At 52.3% G+C, this 26,399-nt stretch carries 27 protein-coding genes; 5 read left to right on the top strand and 22 right to left on the bottom strand.

Going from position 1 to position 26,399, the window contains the following annotated elements; all coding sequences use genetic code 11:
* Window position 1: 1 nt before the first annotated feature.
* The 5 genes from C9I98_RS13215 to lexA all read right to left on the bottom strand — a co-directional run bounded on the left by C9I98_RS13215 (window position 2) and on the right by lexA (window position 5,133).
* Window positions 2-559: a cytochrome c oxidase assembly protein gene (locus tag C9I98_RS13215; RefSeq protein ID WP_107272072.1), complete on the bottom strand. Its 558-nt coding sequence runs from the start codon at window positions 557-559 to the stop codon at window positions 2-4.
* A 12-nt stretch (window positions 560-571) separates the two neighbouring features.
* Complete coding sequence (ctaD, locus tag C9I98_RS13220) at window positions 572-2,179, bottom strand: cytochrome c oxidase subunit I (protein ID WP_107272073.1); 1,608 nt, start codon at window positions 2,177-2,179, stop codon at window positions 572-574.
* A gap of 14 nt (window positions 2,180-2,193) precedes the next feature.
* Complete coding sequence (gene coxB, locus C9I98_RS13225; protein WP_476742056.1) at window positions 2,194-3,309, bottom strand: cytochrome c oxidase subunit II; 1,116 nt, start codon at window positions 3,307-3,309, stop codon at window positions 2,194-2,196.
* Window positions 3,310-3,600: 291 nt separating this feature from the next.
* On the bottom strand, window positions 3,601-4,398 hold the full coding sequence (locus tag C9I98_RS13230; protein WP_036818643.1) for a class I SAM-dependent methyltransferase: 798 nt from the start codon (window positions 4,396-4,398) through the stop codon (window positions 3,601-3,603).
* 114 nt (window positions 4,399-4,512) lie between these two features.
* Window positions 4,513-5,133 (bottom strand): transcriptional repressor LexA, encoded by a 621-nt coding sequence (lexA, locus tag C9I98_RS13235; RefSeq protein ID WP_036818644.1) that lies wholly within the window; start codon window positions 5,131-5,133, stop codon window positions 4,513-4,515.
* A 280-nt stretch (window positions 5,134-5,413) separates the two neighbouring features.
* Here lexA and plsB point away from each other — a divergent pair, with 280 nt between their 5' ends.
* Window positions 5,414-7,864: a glycerol-3-phosphate 1-O-acyltransferase PlsB gene (plsB, locus tag C9I98_RS13240; RefSeq protein ID WP_036818646.1), complete on the top strand. Its 2,451-nt coding sequence runs from the start codon at window positions 5,414-5,416 to the stop codon at window positions 7,862-7,864.
* Window positions 7,865-8,190: 326 nt separating this feature from the next.
* On the opposite strand, the gene ubiA is transcribed toward plsB, so the two are convergent.
* Window positions 8,191-9,042, bottom strand: coding sequence for a 4-hydroxybenzoate octaprenyltransferase (gene ubiA / locus C9I98_RS13245; RefSeq protein WP_081878869.1), 852 nt, complete (start codon window positions 9,040-9,042; stop codon window positions 8,191-8,193).
* A complete protein-coding gene (locus C9I98_RS13250) occupies window positions 9,039-9,584 on the bottom strand; it encodes a chorismate--pyruvate lyase family protein (RefSeq protein ID WP_036818650.1) in 546 nt (181 codons plus the stop codon). The genes ubiA and C9I98_RS13250 overlap by 4 nt, the downstream gene beginning before the upstream one ends.
* A gap of 169 nt (window positions 9,585-9,753) precedes the next feature.
* Here C9I98_RS13250 and C9I98_RS13255 point away from each other — a divergent pair, with 169 nt between their 5' ends.
* Entirely contained in the window at window positions 9,754-10,167 is a 414-nt protein-coding gene (locus tag C9I98_RS13255) for a flagellar basal body-associated protein FliL (protein ID WP_036818652.1), read from the top strand.
* A 131-nt stretch (window positions 10,168-10,298) separates the two neighbouring features.
* Here C9I98_RS13255 and glpD read toward each other — a convergent pair whose 3' ends face one another.
* The 9 genes from glpD to ftsY form a co-directional block, all read right to left on the bottom strand.
* Entirely contained in the window at window positions 10,299-11,810 is a 1,512-nt protein-coding gene (gene glpD / locus C9I98_RS13260; RefSeq protein WP_107272074.1) for a glycerol-3-phosphate dehydrogenase, read from the bottom strand.
* A gap of 203 nt (window positions 11,811-12,013) precedes the next feature.
* The gene (locus C9I98_RS13265; RefSeq protein ID WP_107272075.1) at window positions 12,014-12,775 is read right to left on the bottom strand and encodes a DeoR/GlpR family transcriptional regulator; all 762 of its coding nucleotides are present in this window, start codon (window positions 12,773-12,775) and stop codon (window positions 12,014-12,016) included.
* Window positions 12,776-12,891: 116 nt separating this feature from the next.
* Window positions 12,892-14,262: a glycerol-3-phosphate transporter gene (gene glpT / locus C9I98_RS13270; protein WP_036822578.1), complete on the bottom strand. Its 1,371-nt coding sequence runs from the start codon at window positions 14,260-14,262 to the stop codon at window positions 12,892-12,894.
* Window positions 14,263-14,551: 289 nt separating this feature from the next.
* On the bottom strand, window positions 14,552-15,397 hold the full coding sequence (gene glpG / locus C9I98_RS13275; RefSeq protein ID WP_036822576.1) for a rhomboid family intramembrane serine protease GlpG: 846 nt from the start codon (window positions 15,395-15,397) through the stop codon (window positions 14,552-14,554).
* A gap of 45 nt (window positions 15,398-15,442) precedes the next feature.
* A complete protein-coding gene (glpE, locus tag C9I98_RS13280; protein WP_036822572.1) occupies window positions 15,443-15,772 on the bottom strand; it encodes a thiosulfate sulfurtransferase GlpE in 330 nt (109 codons plus the stop codon).
* A gap of 469 nt (window positions 15,773-16,241) precedes the next feature.
* Window positions 16,242-17,102 (bottom strand): RNA polymerase sigma factor RpoH, encoded by an 861-nt coding sequence (gene rpoH / locus C9I98_RS13285; RefSeq protein ID WP_036822569.1) that lies wholly within the window; start codon window positions 17,100-17,102, stop codon window positions 16,242-16,244.
* A gap of 122 nt (window positions 17,103-17,224) precedes the next feature.
* The gene (gene ftsX / locus C9I98_RS13290; RefSeq protein ID WP_036822566.1) at window positions 17,225-18,151 is read right to left on the bottom strand and encodes a permease-like cell division protein FtsX; all 927 of its coding nucleotides are present in this window, start codon (window positions 18,149-18,151) and stop codon (window positions 17,225-17,227) included.
* Window positions 18,141-18,809, bottom strand: coding sequence for a cell division ATP-binding protein FtsE (gene ftsE / locus C9I98_RS13295; protein ID WP_036822563.1), 669 nt, complete (start codon window positions 18,807-18,809; stop codon window positions 18,141-18,143). Before ftsE ends, ftsX begins: the two co-directional genes overlap by 11 nt.
* A 3-nt stretch (window positions 18,810-18,812) precedes the next feature.
* On the bottom strand, window positions 18,813-20,180 hold the full coding sequence (ftsY, locus tag C9I98_RS13300) for a signal recognition particle-docking protein FtsY (RefSeq protein WP_036822560.1): 1,368 nt from the start codon (window positions 20,178-20,180) through the stop codon (window positions 18,813-18,815).
* 131 nt (window positions 20,181-20,311) lie between these two features.
* Between ftsY and rsmD the strand changes: the two genes are divergently transcribed.
* Window positions 20,312-20,917 (top strand): 16S rRNA (guanine(966)-N(2))-methyltransferase RsmD, encoded by a 606-nt coding sequence (gene rsmD, locus C9I98_RS13305; protein WP_036822557.1) that lies wholly within the window; start codon window positions 20,312-20,314, stop codon window positions 20,915-20,917.
* Entirely contained in the window at window positions 20,914-21,180 is a 267-nt protein-coding gene (locus tag C9I98_RS13310; RefSeq protein WP_107272076.1) for a DUF1145 domain-containing protein, read from the top strand. The genes rsmD and C9I98_RS13310 overlap by 4 nt, the downstream gene beginning before the upstream one ends.
* Before the next feature lie 52 nt (window positions 21,181-21,232).
* Here C9I98_RS13310 and C9I98_RS13315 read toward each other — a convergent pair whose 3' ends face one another.
* From C9I98_RS13315 to C9I98_RS13340, 5 genes are all read right to left on the bottom strand, one after another.
* Window positions 21,233-21,826 carry a YhgN family NAAT transporter gene (locus C9I98_RS13315; RefSeq protein ID WP_036829019.1) on the bottom strand — a complete coding sequence of 198 codons (594 nt, stop codon included), beginning with the start codon at window positions 21,824-21,826 and terminating at the stop codon, window positions 21,233-21,235.
* Window positions 21,827-21,987: 161 nt separating this feature from the next.
* Window positions 21,988-22,227, bottom strand: a complete 240-nt coding sequence (locus C9I98_RS13320; protein WP_036829020.1) for a YecH family metal-binding protein — start codon at window positions 22,225-22,227, stop codon at window positions 21,988-21,990.
* Window positions 22,228-22,327: 100 nt separating this feature from the next.
* The gene (locus tag C9I98_RS13325) at window positions 22,328-22,582 is read right to left on the bottom strand and encodes a DUF7577 domain-containing protein (protein WP_051902562.1); all 255 of its coding nucleotides are present in this window, start codon (window positions 22,580-22,582) and stop codon (window positions 22,328-22,330) included.
* Window positions 22,583-22,718: 136 nt separating this feature from the next.
* Window positions 22,719-23,342 (bottom strand): lysoplasmalogenase, encoded by a 624-nt coding sequence (locus C9I98_RS13330; RefSeq protein WP_036829023.1) that lies wholly within the window; start codon window positions 23,340-23,342, stop codon window positions 22,719-22,721.
* 999 nt (window positions 23,343-24,341) lie between these two features.
* Window positions 24,342-24,707, bottom strand: coding sequence for a hypothetical protein (locus C9I98_RS13340; RefSeq protein WP_036827622.1), 366 nt, complete (start codon window positions 24,705-24,707; stop codon window positions 24,342-24,344).
* 241 nt (window positions 24,708-24,948) lie between these two features.
* Between C9I98_RS13340 and C9I98_RS13345 the strand changes: the two genes are divergently transcribed.
* Entirely contained in the window at window positions 24,949-25,281 is a 333-nt protein-coding gene (locus C9I98_RS13345) for a DUF2500 domain-containing protein (protein WP_036827624.1), read from the top strand.
* A 34-nt stretch (window positions 25,282-25,315) separates the two neighbouring features.
* Here the strand turns inward: C9I98_RS13345 and C9I98_RS13350 are convergent, their stop codons facing one another.
* Window positions 25,316-26,320: an acyltransferase gene (locus tag C9I98_RS13350; protein WP_107272078.1), complete on the bottom strand. Its 1,005-nt coding sequence runs from the start codon at window positions 26,318-26,320 to the stop codon at window positions 25,316-25,318.
* Window positions 26,321-26,399: the final 79 nt, after the last annotated feature.

The raw sequence follows: 26,399 nt of genomic DNA on the forward strand, positions 1-26,399 counted from the left end.
CTCATTGCGTTTTTGCCGTTTCAGCCGGCTTGGCGTTATAAAGGGTGTAAGCCAATGTCAGGGTATTGATATCATCAGGCAGCTCCGGGTCGACATAAAAGACCAGCGGCAGCTTTGCGGTTTCCCCACCCGCCAACGGCTGATGGTTGAAGCAAAAGCATTCGATTTTATTGAAATACTTAGCCCCGGTTCCCGGGCTGACCGAAGGCACAGCCTGGCCGATGGTTTCCAACGCCGTCAGGTTGCGCGCTTCATAATTGATGGTATGGGTCTGCCCCGGATTGACCACCAAGGTCTTGACCTCCGGCTCGAAGGTCCAACGCACCCCGGGATTGATGTAGGCCACGAACTCGACCGTGACTTCGCGGCTTTTATCGACCCGTTCACTGCTTACTGATGCGGTATCCGATGTTTTACCGTTGATCCCGGTTATGTCGCAGAACACGTCATACAACGGCACCAAGGCAAACGCAAAGCCAAACATCAGGACCGACATCACCACCAGCGACCATACCGAGCGTTGCTTGCCTTTTGCTTTGGGATCAGGATTCGCGCTCATCGCCAGCCCTCCTTAATCCACTTTCGGCGGCGTCGAGAAGGTATGGTGCGGCGCCGGAGACGGCACGCTCCACTCCAGCCCCTCGGCCCCGTCCCACGGTTTGGCCGCTGCCTTTTCGCCACCGCGAACGCACTTGACAACCACGGCGAGGAAAATCAATTGCGACAAGCCGAACAGGAAGCCCCCGATACTGACCACCGCATTGATATCGGCAAACTGCAAGGCATAGTCTGGGATACGGCGCGGCATACCGGCCAAGCCCAGGAAGTGCATAGGGAAGAACAAGATATTGACCGAGATGATCGAGCACCAGAAGTGCCATTTCGCCAGCTTCTCGTCGAACATATGCCCGGTCCATTTAGGCAACCAATAATAGGCTGCCGCCATGATCGAGAATATTGCCCCCGACACCAAGACATAGTGAAAGTGGGCCACCACAAAATAGGTATCGTGGTATTGGAAGTCGGCCGGGGTAATTGCCAGCATCAAGCCGGAAAACCCGCCAATGGTAAACAGCACGATAAAGGCAATGGCGAACAGCATCGGTACCTCAAAGGTCATCGAGCCGCGCCACATGGTGGCAACCCAGTTGAAGACCTTCACCCCAGTCGGCACCGATATCAGCATGGTGCAATACATGAAGAACAACTCGGCGGCCACCGGCATCCCGGTCGTGAACATATGGTGTGCCCAAACCAAGAAGCTCAAGCCGGCAATCGATGCCGTCGCGTACACCATTGAGCTATAGCCAAAGAGCTTCTTGCGAGAAAACGCGGGTATAATCGCCGAAATGATACCGAAGCTCGGCAAAATCATAATGTAAACTTCAGGGTGGCCGAAGAACCAGAATATATGCTGGAACATCACCGGATCCCCGCCGCCCGCAGCGTCGAAGAAGCTGGTGCCAAAGTATTTATCGGTCAATACCATGGTCACCGCCCCCGCCAGCACCGGCATGACCGCAATAAGCAAGAAAGCGGTAATGAGCCAGGTCCAAACGAATAGCGGCATTTTCATGTAGGTCATGCCCGGTGCCCGCAGGTTGACAATCGTCACGACCACGTTGATGGCACCCATGATGGAGCTGATCCCCATGATATGGATAGCAAAGACAAACAAGCCTGTGCTTTCGGGGCTATAGGTGGTCGACAGCGGCGCATAGAAAGTCCAGCCGAAGTTTGGCCCGCCCCCTTCCATGAACAGCGAAGCAAGCAGCATGGCGAAGGCAAACGGCAGGATCCAAAAGCTCCAGTTGTTCATTCGCGGCAGTGCCATATCCGGCGCCCCAATCATCATTGGGATCATCCAGTTAGCCAAGCCGGTAAAGGCCGGCATCACCGCGCCAAATACCATGATCAGGCCGTGAACGGTGGTCATCTGGTTGAAAAAGTTCGGCTCAACCAACTGCAGGCCGGGCTGGAACAACTCTGCGCGGATCACCATCGCCATCGCCCCGCCAATCAGGAACATGGCAAAGCTAAACATCAGGTACAGCGAGCCGATGTCCTTGTGGTTGGTGGTAAACAGCCAACGCTTCCAGCCTGTCTGGTGGTTATCGTGATGCTCATGCTCGGTCTGGGTTTCCTCGACCTCGGTTTGCTCACGCAACATATCCGTCATGGTTTTTCTCTCCCCTAAAACTCTTCACCATCCAGCACTGCCTGAACCTCGGCAGCTTGGACTGTTTCACCAGTACTGTTCCCCCAGGCATTACGCTCATAGGTGATCACGGCAGCCAGCGCCTTCAGGCTGAGCTGCGGCCCGAAGGCCTGCATCGCGGTACCCGGCTTGCCGTGGACCACCACGCTGATATGCTCAAGCTTGGCAGCGGAGTCGATTGACACACCCTGCCCTGCCAATGCAGGGAAGGCGCCCGGCAAGCCTTGGCCGTTGGCCTGGTGGCACATTGCACAGCGGGTGTTGTAGACCTTCTCACCCAAATCCATCAGCTCATCCATCGACATTTGCATGTCCAGCAAGCGCTGCTCTTCTTCCCTCGCTTCGCGTTGGGCAACCTTGGTCGCCTGCAGCCATTCCTCATACTCATCCTGCGGTTTGGCAATCACCACCACCGGCATAAAGCCATGGTCTTTACCGCACAATTCGGCACACTGGCCGCGGTAGATCCCCGGCTCGTCAATGCGGGTCCAAGCTTCGTTGATAAAACCCGGGTTGGCGTCTTTCTTCACGGCGAAATCAGGCACCCACCAGGAGTGGATAACATCTTGCGAGGTGATCAAGAAGCGCACCTTTTTGCCAATCGGCAAAACCAACGGGCGGTCGACTTCCAGCAGGTAGTTGTCTCGCTTCTCGCGGAGGTTTTCAATTTGGGCAGAAGACGTTGCAAGGTGGGAGTAAAATTGGACATCTTCGTCGAAATAGCTGTAATGCCATTTCCATTGCGAGCCCGTGACCTGAATGGTCATATCAGGCTTGGAGGTATCTTCCATCGCCAGTAATGTCTGGGTTGCCGGTACGGCCATCACAATCAGGATAACAAACGGGATCACCGTCCAGAGGATTTCGACCTTGGTACTTTCATGGAAGGACGCGGCGATCGCGCCTTTCGACTTGCGGTGGTGGATAATGGCCCAAAACATCACCCCGAAAACCACCAGGCCGATCGCTACACAGATGTAGAAAATGGTCATGTGGAGCTCAAATACCCGCTGGCTGACTTCTGTCACCCCCTGCGTCATATTGAGCGGCATGGATTGGGTTTCACCGTAAGTCGGCAAAGCAAGTAACATACCCAAAGCGCAGATCAATTGGCGAATCATCACCCGGATCCCTCCTGTCCTATCCTGTTTCCGTGCCTTTCTGCCGCACCAAGCGGTGCCGAATAGCACGAATATCATTCAATGAAACAACGCCTTCCTATCACTAGAAAGCGAAAAGCAGCGCAAGTTCGGTTAACACTTTGTTTACAATTAACTTAGGACAGGATCGAAGAAATGAGCAATAAATTATCGGGAAAAAAATGCGACCCGCGTCACTATGGCACAATGCATGCTAGTGGATTATTGGGTCGACTATGGCATCTATAGGCGAATATGCAGGAGAACCGGTAGCAGGCGGTATTTCAAACCGGGGATCTTGGCAATCCAGCGTTGCCATGAGCGCCAGCGCGAACAAGGCTTATCCAGCGGGCTATAGCGGCCCACCGCTTCTGCCCAGGGTATCAGGTCAAGCAGCTGGCGCTGCGGATCAGCATACCCGTGCGAATACGCCGCCACGCCCATTTTTTGGGCCAATGGCGAATGGCAGAGATCGCCCGCCAGCACCAGGCACACCTCAACTTTATTGAAATGGCAGCCAATGGCTTGGAGGAACTTGGAAACCACGCCGGTATCGCAATGCAGCAGTGCCTGATCGCACAGGAGCATGACGGGGCAAGATGCCGTGCCGGGTAGCGCCTGTAGCCAGGCGAGATCGGTGATCGAGCCGGTGATCATCCGGTAGCGTTCGCTATCGTGGAACAGGCGCTGGCGCCAAACCAGATTCTCGGTGATATCGATATCAAACCAACGGCACAACCCGTTATCAACCCGATAGAAGCGGGTATCCAGACCGGCACCGATATTGATGATCCGCCCGCCGGGATGGCGGCGAAGAAAATCCTCAACCTGGCGATCGCACTGCAACGTCAGGCTCGCATGCAATAGCTGCTGCTCGGTAACATTGCCCGCAAGGCAATCTGGCTTGAGGCTGCACTGGCGACAAGCTGCCGCGGCCATTGGGTCGTAAATTAGGCGATCATCAGCCAAGCTCTCGCGGCTACGGAGCCAGAGCGGCTGAAGCAAATCAGATGGGATATCGTAGCGAGTTGACTGGGCCATTATCACCTCCTAAACACTTAAGAAGATGATAATGACTATCATTAACAATTGCAAAGTCTAAACAATGCAATTGGGAATAGATGGATATTTCAGAATAAAATAGCGCTTTTCCGCTTACATCCAGTCAGTATTACGGATCACCCCGACGGCGATGCCTTCAATACTGAGGTGCTGGGAACTCAAATCAACCACAATCGGTGAAAACTCTTCGTTTTCGGCATGAAGCAATACCTGCGAGCCTTTCTTCTCAAGGCGCTTCACCGTTACATCGTCATCGACACGGGCAACCACGACCTGGCCGTTGTGAACATCCTGGGTCTTGTGCACGGCCAGCAAGTCGCCGTCCATAATTCCGATGTCTTTCATACTCATACCATTAACACGCAGCAAGAAATCGGCACGGGGCTTGAATAAGGCCGGGTCAACTTCATAGTGGGTCTCGACATGCTCTTGGGCCAAGATTGGCTCACCGGCAGCCACCTGGCCGATCAGCGGCAGGCCTGCGTCTTCGTTGTCGTCGGTATTCAGCAGTAGGCGGATCCCCCGCGAGGCACCCGGAATAATTTCAATCACTTCTTTGCGAGCCAGTGCCTTGAGGTGCTCCTCGGCAGCATTGGCAGAGCGGAAGCCTAGTTCACGGGCTATTTCAGCACGTGTTGGCGGCATTCCAGTATCTTCAATTTTTGCTTTGATCAAATCAAAGACTTCTTGTTGGCGCGGCGTTAACGGCTTCATAGCTCACCCTGTCTTTTTATACAGTTCACTGTGAGTATATCCAGTGTTAGCGCGCTTGAAAAGGGCATTGTTCAGGAAAACAGCAATTTTAGCCGTGATGCAGCCAAAAGCGGCAAATTAAAAAGGGGTGATCTGTTAGTCACTGACTATAAAGATGAAATATATAAAAACATTATGCAAAATAATATTTAACCGCCAAGATGTGCTATTTCGCTGCTTATCGCTGCGTTTTTTCTGCTATCCTTGCCACGCATTAAGAATTCGAGGCTAGTAAAAAGATATGTCAAGTTGGCAGAAAATCTACCAAAAAATACTGGATTTGCCGCTTTCTCTGCTGGTTAAAACCAATTCCATTCCCTCAGATCCCGTTGCTGATTTGGAGCTTGACCTAGAACGACCGATTGTTTACATCTTGCCGTTCAGCTCCAACACCGATCTTATGACGCTGCGCCGCAGCACCCAAGAACTCGGCCTGCCTGATCCGCTAACCCCGCTGGAGATTAACGGCCAGCTATATACCCGCTATGTCTATATCGCCAGCGGGCCAAGCGTGTTCGGCACCAATGGCGACTTGCCGCCAGAATCCATCGAGCTATTCACTGCCCTGCTAGAACAACACAAACAAGACAGTAAATTGGATGTCCAGGTTGTGCCTGCATCGATTCTGTGGGGACGCAAGCCAGGCAAAGAAGATAACCACCGCCCTATCCTGCGCCCGCTAAACGGCCCGGAAAAGTTCTTCACCATTCTTGGCCACGGCCGGGACTGCATGGTACGCCTAAGCCCGGCAGTGTCGCTGCGCTACATGGCCGACCACCACGGTACCGACGACTCGATTGCCAACAAGCTGGCCCGTGTTGCCCGCATCCACTTCTCGCGCCAGCAGTTGGCGGCATCGGGGCCCAAGCTGCCTGATCGCCAAGTGCTGTTCAACCGCCTGCTGGCATCCAAGGCTATCGAGAAGGTGGTCGCCGAAGAAGCGGCAGCACGCGATGTACCTGTCGAGAAGGTGCGCAAAGAAGCCATCGACATGATGGAAGAAATCGCCGCCGACTTCTCCTACTCGCTGATCAAAAACGGCGAGCGCTTTCTTGGCTGGCTGTGGAACAAGCTCTACCAGGGGCTGAACATCCACAACGCCCAGCGTGTGCGCCGCTTGGCGCAAGACGGCCATGAAATTGTGTATGTGCCGTGCCACCGCAGCCACATGGACTACCTGCTGCTTTCCTACGTACTGTACCGGGAGGGCTTGGTACCGCCGCACATTGCTGCCGGTATCAACCTGAACTTCTTCCCTGCCGGTCCTATTTTCCGCCGCGGCGGGGCTTTTTTCATTCGCCGTAGCTTCAAGGGCAACCGCCTGTACTCAACCGTCTTCCGCGAATACTTGGCTGAGCTGTTTGCCAAGGGTTATTCGGTGGAGTACTTCAGCGAGGGCGGCCGCTCGCGTACCGGCCGTCTACTGCCAGCCAAAACCGGCATGCTGTCGATGACAATCCAAGCCATGCTGCGCGGCCTCAACCGCCCGGTTACGCTGGTGCCTGTCTACATCGGCTACGAACACGTGATGGAAGTAGCGACCTATGCCAAGGAGCTGCGTGGCAAGCGCAAAGAAAAAGAAAACGTCGGCCAGGTACTGCGCACCTTGCGCAAGCTTCGCAACCTAGGCCAGGGCTACGTTAACTTTGGTGAGCCAATCCCGCTTAACCACTACCTTAACGAGCACGTGCCTGAGTGGCACAAAGACATCGACCCTATCGAGCCACAGCGTCCAAACTGGCTGAACCCGGTGGTCAACGATCTGGCTGTGAAGATGATGACGCACATCAACGATGCCGCCGCCACCAACGCCTTGACGCTATGTGGCCTGGCCCTGCTGTCGTCCCGCCAGCGCGCCCTGAGCCGCGAAGAGCTTGAGCAGCAGATGGATTGCTACTTGCAGCTGATGCGCAACGTGCCTTACTCGGATCAGTTCACCATGCCGGATGCCGATGCCAAGGCTATGGTCGAGCATGCCATCGAAATGGACAAGTTTGTGGTTGAGCGCGACAGCCTGGGCGAGATGGTGTCGCTAAATCGTCAGCAGGCGATCTTGATGACCTACTACCGCAACAACATTATCCACCTGTTTGCGTTGCCATCACTGATTGCCAACATCGTGATCCAGCACCAAAGCCTGTCGGTTAAAGCGATTCAGGACCAAGTGGCCGATCTCTACCCGTTCCTGAAAGCCGAGTTGTTCCTGCGCTTTGACGAAAGCGAGCTTGCAGAGGTGGTTGAGTCGCAGATCGAAGAGTTGGCCCGCCAGCGCCTGATCTTGCGCGACGGCGATACCGTTAGCCTGAACAACAGCCGGATTGGCCCGCTTCACCTGCTGGCCCGCACCATCACCGAGACCTTGCAGCGCTATGCTATCGCCCTGACCCTGCTGCGCTCCGAGCCGCAGCTGATGAAGAGCGATCTGGAGCAGCAGAGCCAAATGATGGCACAGCGCCTAAGCCGCCTGCACGGTATCAACGCGCCGGAGTTCTTCGACAAGGGTGTCTTTGCCACCTTGGTAAAAACCCTGCGCAGCGAAGGCTACCTCAACGAAGAGTGCCACGCCGTATCGCAACCGGTCGAGCACCTTGCCGAGTTGCTGGCCGCCTTAGTATCACCGGAAGTGAAGCTGACTATCCAAGCCGTGATGAACCGCGAAGAGCGCCTGGAAGATACCGACGCCGATGCGTAAACCGCAATACTATACTTAAGCGAAACGGGCTGCCTTGCAGCCCGTTTTTGTTTTCGCCAAACACCAAACTCCCGCACTATTTCGGATTGCGTACAGGCAATTGAGCTTTTTATCTATCGTGCCCCAAAAGCTGTACGCAACAGCAAAAGGCAAATACAGCCATTAAAATCAAACACTTAAACCAAGCTCTATATATACCGAGTCAATTGGCGTACACCTTGTACAGCTTTTAGCTTGCGATAACCCAAAAGCTAGCCCGCCGGGCAACAACTTATCACCAAGCATAAAAAAAGCGCCCGTAGGCGCTTTTTACTGTTTCGATAGCGTTATATACACACGCTAATGGCAATACCGATACAAACGAGCATGCCAAAATAATTGTTGTTCAAGAAAGCCTTGAAGCAGGGTTCGCGCTCGCGCTCGCGGATCAGCATTTGCTGGAATACGAACAGCGACGATGCCAATAGCAAGAACCAAAAGTACACCTGTGAGAGCGACAATACCGCGCCGATCACAATCAGCAATACCAAGGTACCCAATTGCAGCAAGCCGACAATCATCTTGTCGAATCGGCCAAATAAAATAGCCGTCGATTTGATCCCGACCTTAAGGTCGTCATCCCGATCAACCATGGCATACAAGGTGTCATAAGCAATGGTCCAAAGGATATTGGCCGCAAACAACAACCATGCCACCAATGGCAGCTCACCCGCCTGTGCGGCATACGCCATCGGGATCGACCAGCCAAACGCCATTCCCAATACCAGTTGCGGCAAATGGGTATAGCGCTTCATAAACGGATACGCCGCGGCCAAAGCCAGACCCACCACCGATAGCATGATCGTCAAGGTGTTCATGGTCAGCACCAGCAAGAAGGACACCAAGACCAGCATTGCAAACAGTGCCAATGCCTCGCGCTCCGACACCTTGCCAGAAGGCATCGGCCGCTGGGCGGTGCGCTTCACATGGCCGTCAAAGTTGCGATCAGCAAAGTCATTGATCACGCAGCCTGCCGCCCGCATGAAAATCACCCCGAGGACAAAGACCGCCAGCACATGCAGATCGGGGATCCCATCGGCGGCGAGGAACAAGGCCCACAAGGTCGGCCACAGTAGTAACAAACTCCCAATCGGGCGATCAAAGCGCGCCAACTGCCAAAAAGCTTTCGCTTTGGTCATTTCCAATGTTGAGTCTCCTTATATAACGGGGCTTCCTGCAAAAATAACTCTGCCACCAATAGCGGCTTTTCATTTACCCACAAACGGGAACGGCGGGCCCATAGCGGTGCCGACGCATTGCCAACGTTCGCCACCACCAATGCATCCCGGCGGGCACTGCGGTCAGTGAAAATCCGAAAACCAAGCGGCATTTCCCCTAACTGCGCCAAATCTTGCTCTTGCCCGGTGAGGGTCGACAACGGGATCAAGGTGCGGGCAAAAACCCAAGGTTGGCCATCGCCAAACAATACGACCTTGCGCAACAAGCAATCATTGTTGCCAATCAGGGCGCGTTCATCGTCCTGAAGCTGTTCACGCCCTATCTTTACCTGCTCGATCAGCGAGACGGTAAATTCGCTACAATGACGCTCGAACCGGCGCGACAGCGAATCACGTTCAAGCAACCAATGCCCAAACTCGGTCCCTTCTATGGCAGCTTCTTTCGGTGCTTGCCATTTTGCACCATCCAATAAGGGCTTGTACAACTGCTTGAATTTCGACATTTTTCCAATAAAAACCCTACCCTTCGCCTATCAAAGGCTTGGTAGAATCCGGTTAATTTATTACCATGAAGAAACACTATTGTAGCAAGCTGTAACGTGTACGAATATCGTTACGATCGAAAGATGACAATTCATCACCAGAAAATTATGTAACCCAATGAGTGTACTAATGAAATCAATAATCTCGAGTCTTGTAATCCTATTTGCGGCTATCACGGCGTCTTTCCCCGCCCTTGCCGAAGCCGAAGGCACTGCCTCACCACAGTACACCTATTACACGCTTGCCCCGGATATCACCACCAACTACACCACCCAGGGCAAAAAGCTCGGCTACCTGCGCCTGCAAGTTGATTTGATGGTTGCCGACCCGAAACTGGTGAAAGAAGTCGAGCACCATGCCCCGCTGATCCGCGACGCCATCATCAGCATCATTGGCCAACAGCCAGAAGCCCGGATCAAGTCTTTGGCGGGACGGGAGGAAATCCGCCAGGCCTGCCTGAGCAAGGTCAACGAGCTGCTGATCACCGAAACCAACCAAAAGCTGGTCACCGAGTTACTGTTCACCAAGTATCTATACCAATAACGACACCAATAACCACACCAATAACAGCCAATGCGGACACAAGCCGGCAAGCGGTTCACCCCGCTTGCCTGGCATAAAAAAACCGGTACCCCTATGTGGTACCGGTTTTTTTGTTGGTTATCGCTTCGCGACTAGCTCGCAATCGATAGGCGCTGGCGGCTATCAAGGTAATCTGCCACGGCCTGCTGCTGCGATTCATTCAGGTACAAGCCAAGCTTGCTGCGGCGCCAAAGGGCGTCTTGCGCATCGCAAACAAACTCATGCTCGACCAAGTAATCGAGTTCGCGGGCATAGAAGCCCTCGCCAAAATGCTCACCCATATCGGCTTCGCCTCTCACCCCAGCCATGATCTGCTCGGTGCGGCTACCATAGTTGGTCACAAGGCGCTCGGCAGTCAGTGCCGGCATCCAAGGATAGGTACGGGTTAGCATCGAGATACGCCATTTGGCATTGAACCCTGCCTCGCCACCCGGTAGGTAGCTCTGCGCCGTCCACGGCTGTCCCATTGTCGGGAAAAAGGGTGCCAGCTTGACCATCGCCGTTTCCGCCAGCTTGCGATAGGTTGTCAGCTTGCCGCCAAAGATAGACAGCAACGGCGCTTCGTCGCCTTGCTGCTCGAGATCCAGGGTGTAGTCGCGGGTGATCGCCTGAGGCGAATCCGACTCATCATCGCATAGCGGGCGAACACCGCTATAGGTCCACACCACATCGTCACGGGCAATTTGGTGGTTGAAGTGCTGGTTGTAGACATCGAGCAGGTAACCGATTTCCGACTCGTCGATGGCGACCTCACGCGGATCCCCCTTGTACTCGACATCAGTGGTGCCGATTATCGAGAAGCGGTCCAAGTAAGGGATCACAAACACAATCCGGTTATCTTCATTCTGCAGGATGTAGGCCTGCTCCTGATCATGCACGCGCGGCACCACGATGTGCGATCCCTTGATCAGGCGGATATTACGCGGCGACGGGGTATCCAAGCCATTGTCATAGAATTCCTTCACCCAAGGGCCGGCCGCGTTGACCAACGCGCGGCTACGGCGTTCAAAGGTTTCGTTGCTTTGCATGTCGCGCAGTGTCACCAACCATTGGCCATCTTGGCGTACCGCCCTTTCAACTCGGCAGTAGTTACGCACTTCGCCGCCACGCTCTGCCACTTCCATCGCATTGAGCAATACCAAACGCGCATCATCAACCCAGCAATCCGAGTATTCGAAACCCTTGGTGATCTCTGGCTTTAGTACCGACTCGTCACCAAACTTGAGGCCGCAGCTGGCTGGCAGGGTGGCACGCTTGCCAAGGTTATCGTAGAGGAACAACCCGGCACGGATCATCCAGGCCGGGCGCAGGTGCGGGCGGTGCGGCAAGCGAAAACGCATCGGGCGGGCAATGTGCGGGATCTTGCGCAGTAGCACTTCACGCTCGGCCAAGGCTTCGCCCACCAGCCTGAACTCGTAGTGCTCAAGGTAGCGCAAACCACCATGGATAAGCTTGGAGCTGGCGGAAGAAGTAGCAGAAGCAAAGTCCTTGGCTTCGTATAACCCTACGGTTAACCCACGGCCCGCGGCATCGGCGGCAATACCCGCCCCGTTGATCCCGCCACCAACCACAATAATATCAAGAACCTCGTTGCCCACTGCCATGCCTTTACCTCTAACGAAAATGAAAAGTTCCAAAACGCGCATTTATGTTCGATATCGAGCACTATAGACAATTTTTTGATTGAGATCATTATTAATATTTTCGTTTTTTCACAATCTCATGATCACGCTAACATTTTGGCAAAAAAAACGGGCTACCAAAGGTAACCCGTTTTCTCATGTGTTCGCTGACTGCAGTGTAAGTGTTATTGAATGATCTCGGTATGGATATCCAATTCGGCCAAGCGCTTGGCCAGCTCCTCTGGCGGTTGCTGATCGGTGAACAGCATATCCACCTGGCTAATATCGCCCAGGTTCACCATCGCATTGCGGCCAAACTTGGTGTGGTCGGCACCCAGCATTACGCAGCGGCTGTTTTCAATGATTGCCTGCTTCACCCTCACCTCGTGGTAGTCAAAGTCAAGCAATGAACCATCAAGCTCGATACCGCTGATCCCCAAAATACCGAAGTCCAAACGGAACTGGGAAATGAAATCCAGGGTCGCCTCGCCCACAATGCCACCGTCACGGTTGCGCACTTCGCCACCTGCCAAGATCACCCTAAAGTCATCTTTGCCGGTCAGGATACTGGCGACATTGAGGTTGTTGGTCACGATACGCAAATCATTGTGGTCAAGCAGGGCGCGGGCCACTGCTTCCGGGGTGGTACCGATATCGATAAAGAGTGTCGCCCCGTCAGGAATATGCTGGACCATGGCCTGGGCAATGTTGTCTTTCTCGGCCAGCTGCATCACCTTACGGGTGTTGTACGAGGTATTCACCGAGCTGGATGGAATGGTTGCCCCACCGTGGTGACGACGGATCTTATTGTCGGCTGCCAATTCATTTAAATCGCGACGAATCGTCTGCGGGCTGACATTAAAACGCTCCACAAGATCGTCGGTGCTGACATATCCCTGGGTCTTAACGAGATCAATAATTTCCTGGTGACGTTTGCTCTGCTTCACTGCTGGCGCGGCTCCTATTTCATCCAAAAAGCTGGCATAAAAACAAGGCTTCGCAACTGCGAAGCCTTGTCATCTTACCTAGTGCTAGTTAAAGATGCCAATGATGGCGCCTTCAATCATGCATTTTGTTGTGCTTGCTCACTAACACGCTGGCGATGCACTTTACTTTCGCCCAGCAGCGCAAGTACAAGGAAGAAAATAGATAAGCCACAAGATGCAGTTAGCACCATAAAGCCGCCATCCCAGCCAAAGTGGTCAACGGTGTAGCCCAAGATGGCATTTGCAGCCACCGCGCCACCAAGGTAGCCGAACAGGCCAGTTAATCCAGCTGCCGTACCTGCCGCCTTCTTCGGCGCAAGCTCTAGCGCGTACAAGCCAATCAGCATAACAGGGCCATAAATCAAGAAGCCGATAGCCACCAATGCCATCATATCAATCGTCGGGTTGCCGGCCGGGTTGAACCAGTAAACCAATACCGCCAGGGTCACCAATACCATGAACAAGATACCGGCAGGCGCACGGCGGCCCTTGAAGAACTTATCCGACATCCAGCCACACAATAGCGTACCCGGGATCCCCGCCCACTCGTACAGGAAGTAGGCCCAAGACGATTTATCCACGGTGAAATCCTTCACTTCGCTCAGGTAAACCGGCGCCCAGTCCAGCACACCGTAGCGGATCAGGTAAACGAAGGCATTGGCAATCGCAATGAACCACAACAGCTTGTTGTTAAACACATACTTGAAGAAGATTTCCTTGGCGGTCATCTCTTTCTCGTGCGATGCGTCGTAGCTATCAGGGTAGTCGTTCTTGTGCTCTTCAATCGACGGCAAGCCGCATGATTGCGGGGTATCGCGCATCACCAACAGGGTAAAGGCAGCCACCAACAGCGCAAAGAAGGCAGGAACATAAAATGCGGTGCGCCAATCATCGTTGAATGCCCATAGGCCAAGCAGGAACATTGGGCCAATCAAGCCACCACCCACGTTATGGGCAACATTCCAAACCGACACAATTTCACCGCGCTCCTTGCGCGACCACCAGTGCACCATGGTCCGGCCACAAGCAGGCCACCCCATCCCCTGGAACCAACCGTTCAGGAACAGCAAGATAAACATGGCCGCAATACTGCCCGTTGCCCATGGCATGAAGCCAAAGCACAACATGATGAGTGCCGACATCGTCAAACCCGCCGCGAGGAAGTAACGCGGGTTGGAGCGGTCGGACACGCTGCCCATCAAGAATTTCGACAAGCCGTAGGCAATAGACACCGCCGCCAATGCGACACCCAAGTCGCCCCGGCTGTAGCCATATTCCTCAATCAGGTATGGCATGGCCAAGCTGAAATTTTTACGGACAAGGTAGTAACCGGCGTAGCCAAAGAAAATACCGATAAATAACTGCCAGCGCAGGCGCTTGTATGTGGAGTCGATTTGCCCATCCGGCAGGCGCTCCCGATGCAGAGCAGGTGTAAAGATGCCAAACATTCAATGTTCCTTTTTATAGTATTTATGTGTCTTTTTAGATAAAACGAGCACGGGGCGAGCGAAAATAACCAATAACACTCAATGAGCGCAAATTATTGCTCGAACAAAGGTAAGAAAATGTGAATGGAATCAAATACACAGATTTCTATGCTGGAATATTGATAAAAGTAGGCACTTTTAAGCCATATTTACGGGGGAGTGCCACATATCAACAAAAAAGGTGAACACCATTGCTGGTATTCACCCCATTAAGCCCAAATTAGGGCATGATCAAAGCGAAGGGAGGAGCTTAGTGACGGCGCCCCTTGGTGGCATCAAACAGCGCCAAGCCGCAACCGCTGAGCAAACCAAATAAATGCGCCATGTTCGCGATAGCCATGAACGGCTGGATAAAGCCAATCACCAACCACACCAACATAAAGCCGACATAAGCTCGCGGCAGCGACAAGCCCTGCTGCGGGCTCAGCCATCCCATCCACCATATATAGCCCATCAAGGCGTATACCACCCCGGACAGCCCTCCAAAATAGTAGCTAGGGCCGGGATCGCTCAACCAAAATTGGGCAAAGCCCGAAATTAGCGCCGAAACCAAAAAGACCTGAACCAATTTGGCCACACCGCTATGTTGCTCGAGCTGGCCGCCAAGCAGCCACCACCATAGGCAGTTAAACACAATATGCAGTGCCGAAAAGTGGATCAGCGCATGGGAGAAGAAGCGCCACAGCTGCCACTGATCCCCTTCCATCGAGGGAAAATGCAACCAATCAAACAAGGTTTGCTGGAAGCCCAGAAGCCACAGTACATAAATCACAACAGTGGTAACCATTACCGACAGGCTGAACGGCCCCGCTTGGGACTTCACCACCTTCAATAGGTTGGGGCTGTTGTAGTAGAACTTGGCGGTGCGGCTTTCTGCCACATCCCACGAAGCGGCTTGGTACTTGGCAGCATAAGGATCAGCCAGGAACATATGCAGCTCGGCTTCGGCTTCGACCAGGTGCGTGCTATCTTCCAACCAAATAGCAAAGCGCCCCTCCGGCTCTGGCGCGAGGCTCAAGGCAATCCCCCTCGACGCCATGTAGTCGATAAATGCCTGTGCCTGTCGCGGGTTACTCATTCCGGCTAAGCGATACATCCCACTCTCCACTTCAATTGCGCAGCTTCCCCCAAAGCCTGGAGGCTATGCCGTCTGAATACATGGGTACGATTGGCGCTTCCATGCCTCGAAGCCACCGTCGAGGCTATAGACACAATCATACCCTTGGTTAATTAGGTACTGAGCGGCGCCCTGGCTGCTGATCCCGTGATAGCACATCACAATCACCGGCTGCTCAAAGTCCACCTCGTCCATAAAGGCCACCATTGTATCATTGGTCAGGTGGAAGGCACCCTCGGGATGGGACAGCGCGTAAGATTGCGGGTCGCGAATATCGACCAACACCGCGTTTTCAGACGCTTGGTTTAGTAACGCATACGCCTGCTCGACGCCGATATGTTCAAATTGATCCATGAAGTACTGACTCTCTATAAGTGTGATCCGCGATAATGATCTTGTGCCCGCCACAAAATGTGACGATCGTCCGTTTTCAAGATCACCCGCTGCTTTAATTGTTATTTGCCATTGTACCCCACCAAGTTACTCACAACCCCATAGAGATAACAAGGGTAATCCCAATAAGAAAATTACGTGACAAAGCCAGTCAGGGCAAGGGGTTGCTACATGGATTTATTCATCGCACCCCATCGCTGTACAATTTACCACCAGCTGTGGAAAAATCTGTGGATTGCGTTGATAATGTGGTTTTACAAATTTGGATCCACTATATGTAGTTAGGATCATAAAGAAAACTGTGGATAAAGAAGTTATCCACACTCAGATCCCCTTGTTTGTGTGAGCTATCTCCCAGATTTCAGCCACAAAAAAACCAGCCACAGGCTGGTTTTTAAAAATCATGGTTTGTGGATAGTTTTCGACGATCCTAGATCGCGTCACCCACTGCTTCTTTCAGCTTTTTCATGGCATTTTTTTCAAGCTGGCGGATCCTTTCAGCAGATACGCTGTAGTGATCAGCCAATTCTTGCAAGGTTGCCTTGTTCTCATCCAGCCAACGAGAACGAACAATATGCTGGCTACGCTCATCCAAGCCAGCCAACGCCGATGACAGGCGGTTGTTTGCATGGGTTTCCCAGTTGTTTTCCTCGTAGCTCAATGCCACGTCCGAAGACTTGTCTTCCAGGAAGTAGACCGGTGCCGTGTAGCCGCTATCGCGATCGTCGTCTTCCGACGGCATTTCAAAAGCGGGATCCTGCGCCGCCAAGCGCGATTCCATCTCTCGTACATCGCTGGCATCAACGCCAAGCTGCTCTGCCACCATCTCAACTTCATCGTTATTGAACCAGCCCAGGCGTTTTTTCGACTTGCGCAGGTTGAAGAACAGTTTTCGCTGGGCCTTGGTGGTGGCAACTTTGACAATACGCCAGTTACGCAACACGTATTCATGAATTTCAGCTTTGATCCAGTGCACCGCGAACGACACCAAGCGCACGCCAACCTCTGGGTTGAAGCGCTTAACAGCCTTCATCAAGCCGATATTGCCTTCCTGTACCAAGTCGGCCATAGGAAGACCGTAGCCAGAGTAGCCACGTGCCACATGCACAACAAATCGTAGGTGAGACATAACCAGCGCCTTCGCCGAATTAATATCACCATCAAAGTGAAGACGCTCAGCTAACTCGCGCTCCTGCTCGGCTGACAGCATTGGATAGCTGTTCACGCTCTGGACGTAACTATCCAGACTATCGGCAGAAACTAGAGCCATTGAAGTCATCTCTTGTGCCATTCAACAAACCTCGTGTGTTTTTTGTACCAAAGCGAAATTGCTTGAACCCGTAATAATGCCCAGAAATCGAACGCTATTGCAAGCCGGGGGCGTAATTTACACTATTTATAGAACGAAAAACGTCAGATAGGTTCAATTTCTTTTAAATGGCGTCCGGCAGAAAGCCTGGCGGCCAACAGGCCAAGAAACGCTGCCACCATCAATAAAATCAAGGTTTCATCCCAGCTAAGCCCGACCAATCGGAACTCGCTGGCATAAAGATCGGCCAGGGAGGCAACCGAACCATCAAGCAGCACGGTCACCAATGCGGTCAGTACCCAAGCCACAACACCACCTATCAACCCGTACCATACACCAGTATAGAGGTAAGGGCGGAGAATGAAGCTGTCGGTGGCACCCACCAACTTCATGACCTGAATTTCATCTTTCTGATTCAATACTTGCAAACGCAGGGTATTACCGACAATCAGGAATACCGCAAACAACATCAAGCCGGAGATGATCATGGCCAGCGTGGTGGCCAACTGCTTGATTGCATCGAGCCGCTGCAGCCAATCGCTGTCGAGCCTCACTTCCTCAACGGCCGCTTCCACCCTTAGCTTGGCCGCCAGCTGCCCCGCCTTGTCACTGGTCTGCCAACTGTCGCTAGGCCGAACAACCAGCACGGCTGGCAGTGGATTGTCATCCAGCAAGCTCAGCGCCTGATCGAACCCGGCCTGCTGGCGGAACTCAGCCAACCCTTGCTGGGGGGAGATATATTCCACTTCGGCCACTTCCGGCCATCCAAGCAACTGATCGCGAACCTCATTCGCCACCGACTCCGGCGTCTGTTGTTCGAGGTAGAGGGTCAACTGGGTCGGGCTCTGCCACTGCTGCGCCACCAAGGTGATATTCTTGGCAAACAGGTAAAAGCTCGCGGGCAGGGTCAAGGCAAACGCCAACACAGCCAGGGTCAGGACGTTACCCAGCGGGCGGCGGAACATATCAGTTAGTGCTTGCTTACATTGCTGCTGGTGCAGACTAAAAAAGCCAGTCTTCTCACGCGCCACGGGCTATCTCCCTTAGCATTCCCTGGTGTAAATCCAAGCGACGGTAGTTATGGGTTGTGAGCAACGAGGTATCGTGGGTGGCCATCAAGACCGTCACCCCTACCCGGTTAAACTCCTCGAACAGTGCCATGATTTGCTGGGACAACGCCGCATCAAGGTTACCGGTCGGTTCATCGGCCAGCAGCACCAACGGCTTGTTGACGATCGCCCTCGCGATACCCACGCGCTGCTGCTCACCGCCCGATAGCTGGATCGGCAGGCAGCGGGCTTTGTCGAGCAGCCCCACCTTGTCCAGGGCGGCCGACACCCGCCGCTTGATCTCGTTTTCCGTGGCCTGTTCAACCCGCAACGGCATCGCAACATTATCGTAAATGCTGCGATCCATCAGGAGCTTGTGGTCCTGAAAGATAATCCCGATATTGCGGCGCAAGAACGGGATCTGCTTGTTGTCGATACGCGTTATATCGTGCCCGTTAAACAAGATCTTGCCATCACTTGGACGTTCAATCGCACATATCAGTTTCAGCAGGGTACTCTTACCTGCGCCGGAGTGCCCGGTTAAGAACGCCATGTCTGCGGGTTGCAGATGAAAATCTACTTTTTGCAGGGCCTGACGCCCGCCTCGATAAGCCTTACTGACCTGCTGAAACCGGATCACGATTTATTCCTCGTCACTAAATAGCGCTTCGATAAACTCATCGGCAGCAAAAGGACGAAGATCTTCGATCCCCTCACCAATACCGATGTAGCGGATTGGGATGTTGAACTGATCGGCAATCGCAAAGATCACACCACCCTTGGCCGTACCATCAAGCTTGGTCAGGGTAATGCCGGTGACCGGTGCAACCTCGCTGAACAGCTTGGCTTGGCTAATCGCATTCTGGCCAGTCCCCGCATCCACCGTCAGCATGATTTCATGCGGGGCGTGCGGATCCACCTTCTTCATCACGCGCACGATCTTGCGCAGCTCTTCCATCAGGTTGCCTTTGTTCTGCAGGCGGCCCGCGGTATCGGCAATCACCACATCGACATTTTTCGCCTTGGCCGATTCAATCGCATCGAAAATCACCGAGGCACTGTCGGCACCGGTATGCTGGGCAACCACTGGGACATTGTTGCGCTCACCCCATACCTGCAGCTGCTCAACAGCAGCGGCACGGAAGGTATCACCCGCCGCCAACATCACCGACTTGCCTTCGCTCTGGAACTGCTTGGCCAACTTACCGATGGTGGTCGTTTTACCCACACCGTTAACACCAACCATCAAGATAACGTAAGGCTTCTTGCTGGTATCAACGACCAAAGGCTGCTCAACCTTCGCCAGCATCTCGCTAAGCTCATCTTTGAGCAAGCCGTACAGGGCTTCGCCGTCTTGCAAGTCTTTACGGCTCGCCTTATCGGTCAGGCTCTCGATGATCTTCAGCGTGGTGTCCATGCCGACATCGGCAACAAGCAGTTGCTCTTCCAACTCTTCAAACAAGTCGTCATCGATTTTCTTGCCGCGGAACAAGCCCATGAAGCCAGAGCCGAAGTTGGTCTTGGTCTTTTTCAGCCCTTTCATCAAGCGGGCAAAGAAGCCCTCGCTCTTTGGCTTTTCTTGTTCAACGACAGCCGCTTCGCTAGCAGGCGTATCTGCTATGATTGCAGTTTCTGCTTCACCTTCAGCCTCTGCCGCGGCTTGGGCAGCGGCTTTTGCTTCGGCTTCTGCCGCCGCTTTGGCTGCTGCTTCCGCTTCGGCCTCTGCCGCTGCTTTGGCTGCTGCTTCTGCTTCGGCCTCTGCCGCCGCTTTGGCTGCTGCTTCCGCTTCGGCCTCTGCCGCCGCCTTGGCTGCTGCTTCCACTTCGGCTTCTGCCGCCGCTTTGGCTGCTGCTTCTGCCTCAACCTCTGCTGCCGCTTTGGCGTCAGCTACTTGTGCATCATCATTGGTTTCCACATCACTGTGGGCATCTTTTTGTTCTGTTTGCTCGGCTTGCTCCTCAGAGCCAAAACCCAGCCACGAAAATAATCCGCGTTTCTTTTTTTCTGCCATTGGCAAATCCTAGAGCTTGATTGGTACAATTTGCAGCTTTAACACAGGTGTATACCTCAAGAGGTACCCTAAATCGCGCATATTAAGACGGTTTAGGTATACTATCATTTTCTAAACGGTCGAAGAAATCTATGACGAGACGCAGACAACAAACAGGGCGAAATATGCCAAATAATCGCCGTGAAGGATTCGTAAGGATCATCAGCGGACGCTGGCGCGGGCGAAAACTGCCTGTTCATGATGTTGAAGGCCTTCGACCAACGACCGACCGGGTAAAGGAAACGGTGTTTAACTGGCTGGCGCAAGATCTATTTGAAGCCAATTGCCTCGACCTTTTCACCGGTAGCGGCAGCCTGAGCTTTGAAGCCCTCTCCCGCGGTGCCAGCCATGTCACCATGCTGGAACTCGACAAGAAGGCGGCCGAGCAGCTCGAAAAAAACCGCACCATGATCGGTGCCGACAATGCCAAGGTGCACAACACCGATAGCTTGGCTTTTTTGAAGCAACCGGGCACGCCGTTTGATATCGTATTTATCGACCCGCCGTTTCGTAAGAAACTGCTACCAGAAGTGTTTGACTTGCTTGAACAAAACAACTGGCTGGCACCGAACGCTGTGATTTATATCGAAGCAGAGAAAGAGCTTGGTGAGTTGGATACCCCGGCCCACTGGCATATGAACAAGGAAAAAGCAGCCGGACAGGTTTGCTACCGTTTATTTGAAAGAGAAGAAGCATGAAAGCATTGATTTTACTGGCCAAGGCAGCAATTGGTTTTGTCTGGTTCGTCCTACTGGTTAACATTTTCCACCCATTCCCGGGTGTTGCCGCCATGGCACTGTACATCATGACCGCCTTCCTATTCATGATGCACGGCCTGCAAATGTTGATTTTTATCGGCGCCTTCGGTGACAAAATCAAGATGTCGCGCTGGGAGAAGTGGTCGATACTGATCTTTGGTATCTTCGCCCTGCTCGACATCCGTCGCAAGCATATGATGTAAAAAAAGAAGCGAGGCCATTGGCCTCGCTTCTTTTTATCGCGACCGATCACGGCTAGCCGCCGATAGCAAAAAACTCACGGACCCCGTTTAGGAACATTTGGGTCGAAATCATAATCAGCAACAGCCCCATCAAGCGTTCCACGGCTTTTAGCCCCTTCTCGCCCAATACGCGGTTAAATACCTCATAGAACATCAAAATAATAAATGATGCGCCCCAAGCCAGCAGCACCGCGATAACCCAGTCGCCCGTTCGCCCCGGCTCTTGGTTCGATAACAATAGTAGCGAAGCCAGCACCGACGGCCCGGCAATCATCGGGATCGCCATCGGCACGATAAACGGCTCCTCGCCCGCGGCCAGGCCCGTCACCCCACCCGGTTGAGGGAAAATCATCCGGATAGCAATCAGGAACAAAATAATGCCCCCAGAAATACTGACCGTCTCATTCGACACGTGGAGGAAGTTCAGCATTTGCTGACCACCGAATAAAAACAGCAACAAAATCACCAAGGCAATCAACAATTCACGGATCATAATGAATCGTCGTCTTTTAGGTTCAATATGTCGCAAAATCGACAACATTACCGGCAAGTTACCAAGCGGATCCATGATCAGAAATAGCATGACCGCCGCAGAAATTATTTCCACAGAGCAGACCTCAGACAGAGCGTAATAGTAAGAAAAGAAAGAGATGTAACCAGATCGGCTGACATGCCAATCAGAGGCGGGAGAGTATAACAAACGAACAATAGGGTGGCGATATTTTTGCCACCCTAAAGATAACAATAAAGATTACCGCCAAATAGCAGTTAGTGGCTGCACATACGGTCGCGATTAGCCGTAATAATATCACCATCTTTAACAACTTTGCGGCGATCGAGCAGGAAAGCCATCAGGGCATCAAAGGTAAGATCTTGCTGGCTGCAAGTGTGGAAGCGAACATCTTCACCATATTCAGCCTCAACAGCTTGCTTTAGGGATGCCATCGTAAATGTTGCTTCTTCAGCCAGCAGCATATTCAGGACGTTGTGGGCATGGACTTGGTTCATTACCGGGCTCTCAAGTTGTCATTCAGTCACCACAGTCTAAATCGGCAACCCCAGTGCTGGATTGACCCAAGACAATAAATTGCATTTTATATGAATGTTATTAATCGGCCGAGTCATTCTCCCAGCCACACTGCCAGCAGATTTCAAATTGCCCTTCATTCATTTCACCACATTGTTGGCAATGCCACTCTGGGCGATCAGCTGTTTGGTAATGCTCAATGAACGACTTGGCCACCGCCAGTTGGGCGGGCGCCACCCATAGCGTGACTTCGACCACATCGGCAGGCAACTCGCCAGCGGCAGCACCCAAACCTTCCCCGCTGAGCCGGACTTCGATACCTTCGCTTTCCAACATTCCCTTCACACTATGCGCCTCTAGCGCATTGGCGGCCTTGTATAGCTGACTCCAGTTTTCCACCCTATCCTCCCAAGCAAGTTGAAACAGCCGTGCCTGTTACCAAGACCCAGCAGGCAATCATTTTATTGCATGTCTAAACCAGCAAGCTCGCAACAAACAATGATTGCGCCATGAAGTAGCTGCCCATCACCACGACAGCCGAGGGTTTAAACGGGCCACGAAAGCGCTCGATCGCCAGGCAGAGATCCGAGAACATAAAAATTAAGGCACCACCAAAAGCCAATGCGGCAGCAGTGCTTCCCGACGTTAGCCAGTACTCACCCGCAGCCCACGCCATTTGTACTATCACCGCAATATACACCGCGACCGGCAGGAGCATTTTGCCCAGTGATGGCAGCAGCAATAAAAAGACAATGACCCCCGCGGCAGCAAGCATTGCCGGCAACCACCAAATCATGCCCCCATCCAGTTGGCTCCAGAACCCGACAGAATAAGCGATATGGGCGAAGAGAAAACTCACCAAGCCTGCAATAAATCGATCCTTTGGCAGCATAAGAAAAACATCACCAACCAAAGAAAGTACCAACCCGGCAATTAAGGCATCATGGTAAACCCCTGCAACATCGGCATTCCATGCCAAGCCCAGCAATAGCACCATAGTAAAAGGCTTAAAGAAGAAATACTGCCACCTAGGACCGCAGTATGAAGCTGTTATATGAATAAATGCAGAAAGAGCAATGGCTAACCAAGCCCACATAGTTTCACCGTTATTGTTATGAATACCAAACAGGGTAACTATTCGTCATCCAGAGGCAAACACTAGTTTAGAAAGACATAGGTGATTGTCTAGCTTACATAGCGAATAACTGGCTCCCTATCATAATAATTTATGCTTTCTCCCCACTACCTTTTACTGCGTCAATGTTGGCATGATTGCCTTCTCCCACAAACACAAAAAGCAAACGTTTGGCTCGCCTATTAAGACTGAATAACAGGCATACTGGTTTTTTATCCTGGTAATCATGAGGAAAAACAGAAAGTAAAACATGAAAAAACAAAAATATAATCAAATAAAATCAATAAATTATAAGAAACAAAGCCATCAAAGTTACCTATAGAATGGCGTAGCAACTATTACCCTATAATTTCAATACACTCCACTCATAATCCATCCAGCAATACAGAATTATGCAGCCAACCTATTTTGCCAAGGTATAACCCCACGATAGAAAACAGCCCAACTCAGTATTAACCGAGATATATGATCTTGGCGCAACCAGAGCTCAATTTTCAAAACAAACCTGGAAAGCCGAGGTAAAGCCTAATTTAAACAAAGAGAAACACACAAATAAAACAAATAAAAACAATAAGTTAAATCCATATTGGTTTTTAAAACTTAGCAGCTCACTTTTCACACACTGCAATAAAACACAATTTAAAATAGGAAAATACGCCATTAAACTCTCCATAAACTATTTTTATTACATCAATATGACAATTTGACTTGAGAACTGTATAAAATTAGTGCTATTCTTATTTACATCATCTACCAAGCAGCAAGAAAGGAGCCTTATCATGTTCACTACTTCACAAAAACAAGGGCTTATGATGATCGCAGTGGTTGTCGGTTTAATGACGCTGCCTGTGATTTACTAAGCAAAAAAAATTCATAAAAAAAGGTGCCTTTCGGCACCTTTTTTTATGAATTCATGATCCATTCCCGTTATCGAAGCCCTGTCAAAATAGCGCTTTACTCTCAAGGCGTTAAGTTAATCCGATGCCAATGCATCGAATAGAACCAAATGGCCAGGGCCGTTACCCCCAACACCAATACCACGGCGGCAGTCCAGACAAAGCGGCCACTCCTCGGGGTCAGCTCTTTCTCGCAAGCCTTGCAGGCGGCAATAAACCCCTTTTTGTCATCCAGCTTATAGCCTTCTTCATGCACGGTCTTGTTACGCACCGATGCGATAAAACGCAGCTTAGGAATAATTTCATGTGGCAGGCGCTCTTCGCAGCTGTTGATCAGCTGATGCAGGCCCTTGCCCTCAGCGTGATAATGTTCGCGCAGCAAATGTTCGATACGCCTTGAGCGCGTTACCACTAACTCAATATTTGCCATAACTTACGTTCCCTTGTTTACCTTTCCTTAACTTACCGCGAGTTGGCAATAAAACAAAGCACGGAGACATTGTTTTACACAACCGACTATCGCTACGCCACATCGCTTGGTGCTTAAAGGGCATAGCGACAAGCCAATTCCCAGCCCAGATCACGCTTTGCCCGCTGGGTGGTATTTTCTCTGGCCCCCTTCTTGAATAATGATGCCAGCAATGAATTTTCAACTATCAAGGAGGACGCCAATGCCAACCTGGGTGATTTTGGCTATTTTCGCATTATTGGTTGCCGCTTTTCTCTACTATGTCCGCTTCTACCGCCGCCATATGCTGGGAGAGAACGCTCCCGAGAAGAAAATAGAGGTGCAAATCCTCGACAAGCAAAGCGTCGCGGTGATAGGCGCCAAACCCGGCGAAGACGACGAGGAATACTGGGTCTATGTCCAACCGACCAAGGGCGGGCCCAAGCGAGAGTTTATGGTCGGGGTCCACTATTACCATGCCCTTAACCCGGGCGACAAAGGGATCATGACCTACCAGGGCGTGACTTTCCGCCACTTCGCCCTCCAGCGCGATTAACCCCGCCGCTCTAAGTCCTGCTCCTTCGCCCCGATTACGGCACCAACCACGCTGTTTTGGGGCTTCTAGCCAACATCCAACTTGCCCATAGCGCCAGCCCGGTGATCACCACCGTCCACAACGGGATCATGATAATCGGATGGAGGAAGTACCAATCGAACGCCCTTACAGGCCAAAGGAAGATCGGGTGCAGCAGGTAAATGCCCAGGCTGTAGCGGCTCATAAAGGCCAACCGAGATAGCCATTGCTCGTTCATCTTATCGGCGATATAGCGCCCGAGGGCAAAAATCATGGCTGCAATCAGTGCCGTGTTCAGCGTTTTATAGGACATCCATCGCCCTACCGTATATTCCCCGTGGGCGAAGCTCTGGCTAACCACCATATAGTCGGTTAGCAACAGCCCGGCGAGCCCCAACGGCAGCAACCACTTCAGGGTAGGCCATTGCAATTGGTACAGGCTATAGCCAAGTACCAGGTAACCGCTATAAAGGATGAATTCGTAGGTCCATGGGCCGTCTATATAAAAGAGGAACAAGGTGGTGAGCAATAGCCACAGTGAGGTCAGCGCGATAACCGCAACCCGGTCGTAGTGCTGCACAAAATGGCGCAGGAAAGGCACCACAAAGTAAAGCGGAATGAAATAATAGAAGAAGCCTAGGTGATAATAGGTTTCATGGACAGGCAACGCCTTGAGGGTTTCCCATGCCACCTCGCCTGAATACCCCGCCAGCGAGGCACCCGATAACCCGGCATAGAACAGCGACCATACCAGAAACGGGACCAATACCTTGCCCAGGCGCCGCGATACGTAATACTTCAAATCGAACGGGCGGGTGTCGGTCAACATCAAAGCCCCGGTGATCATAATAAAGATGGGCACCGCCCAGCGGCTAAAGCTGTTGAAGGAGGTCGCAGTGATCCAAGCGCTATTGGAAATTTCACCAAACAGCTCCCGGTAAGGGCCAAGCACATGTATCACCACCACAGCCACGGCTGCGATACACCGCAACACGTCGAAAAAAACGACTTTATCCCGCACTCTCGCCCCCTTACCTATCCTCATCCCACTACTTCAATATAGCAACAGCCCTAGCTTGCTATTAGCAAACTAGGGCTTT

Source organism: Photobacterium sanctipauli, from assembly GCF_003026495.1.
Classification (GTDB): Bacteria; Pseudomonadota; Gammaproteobacteria; order Enterobacterales; family Vibrionaceae; genus Photobacterium; species Photobacterium sanctipauli.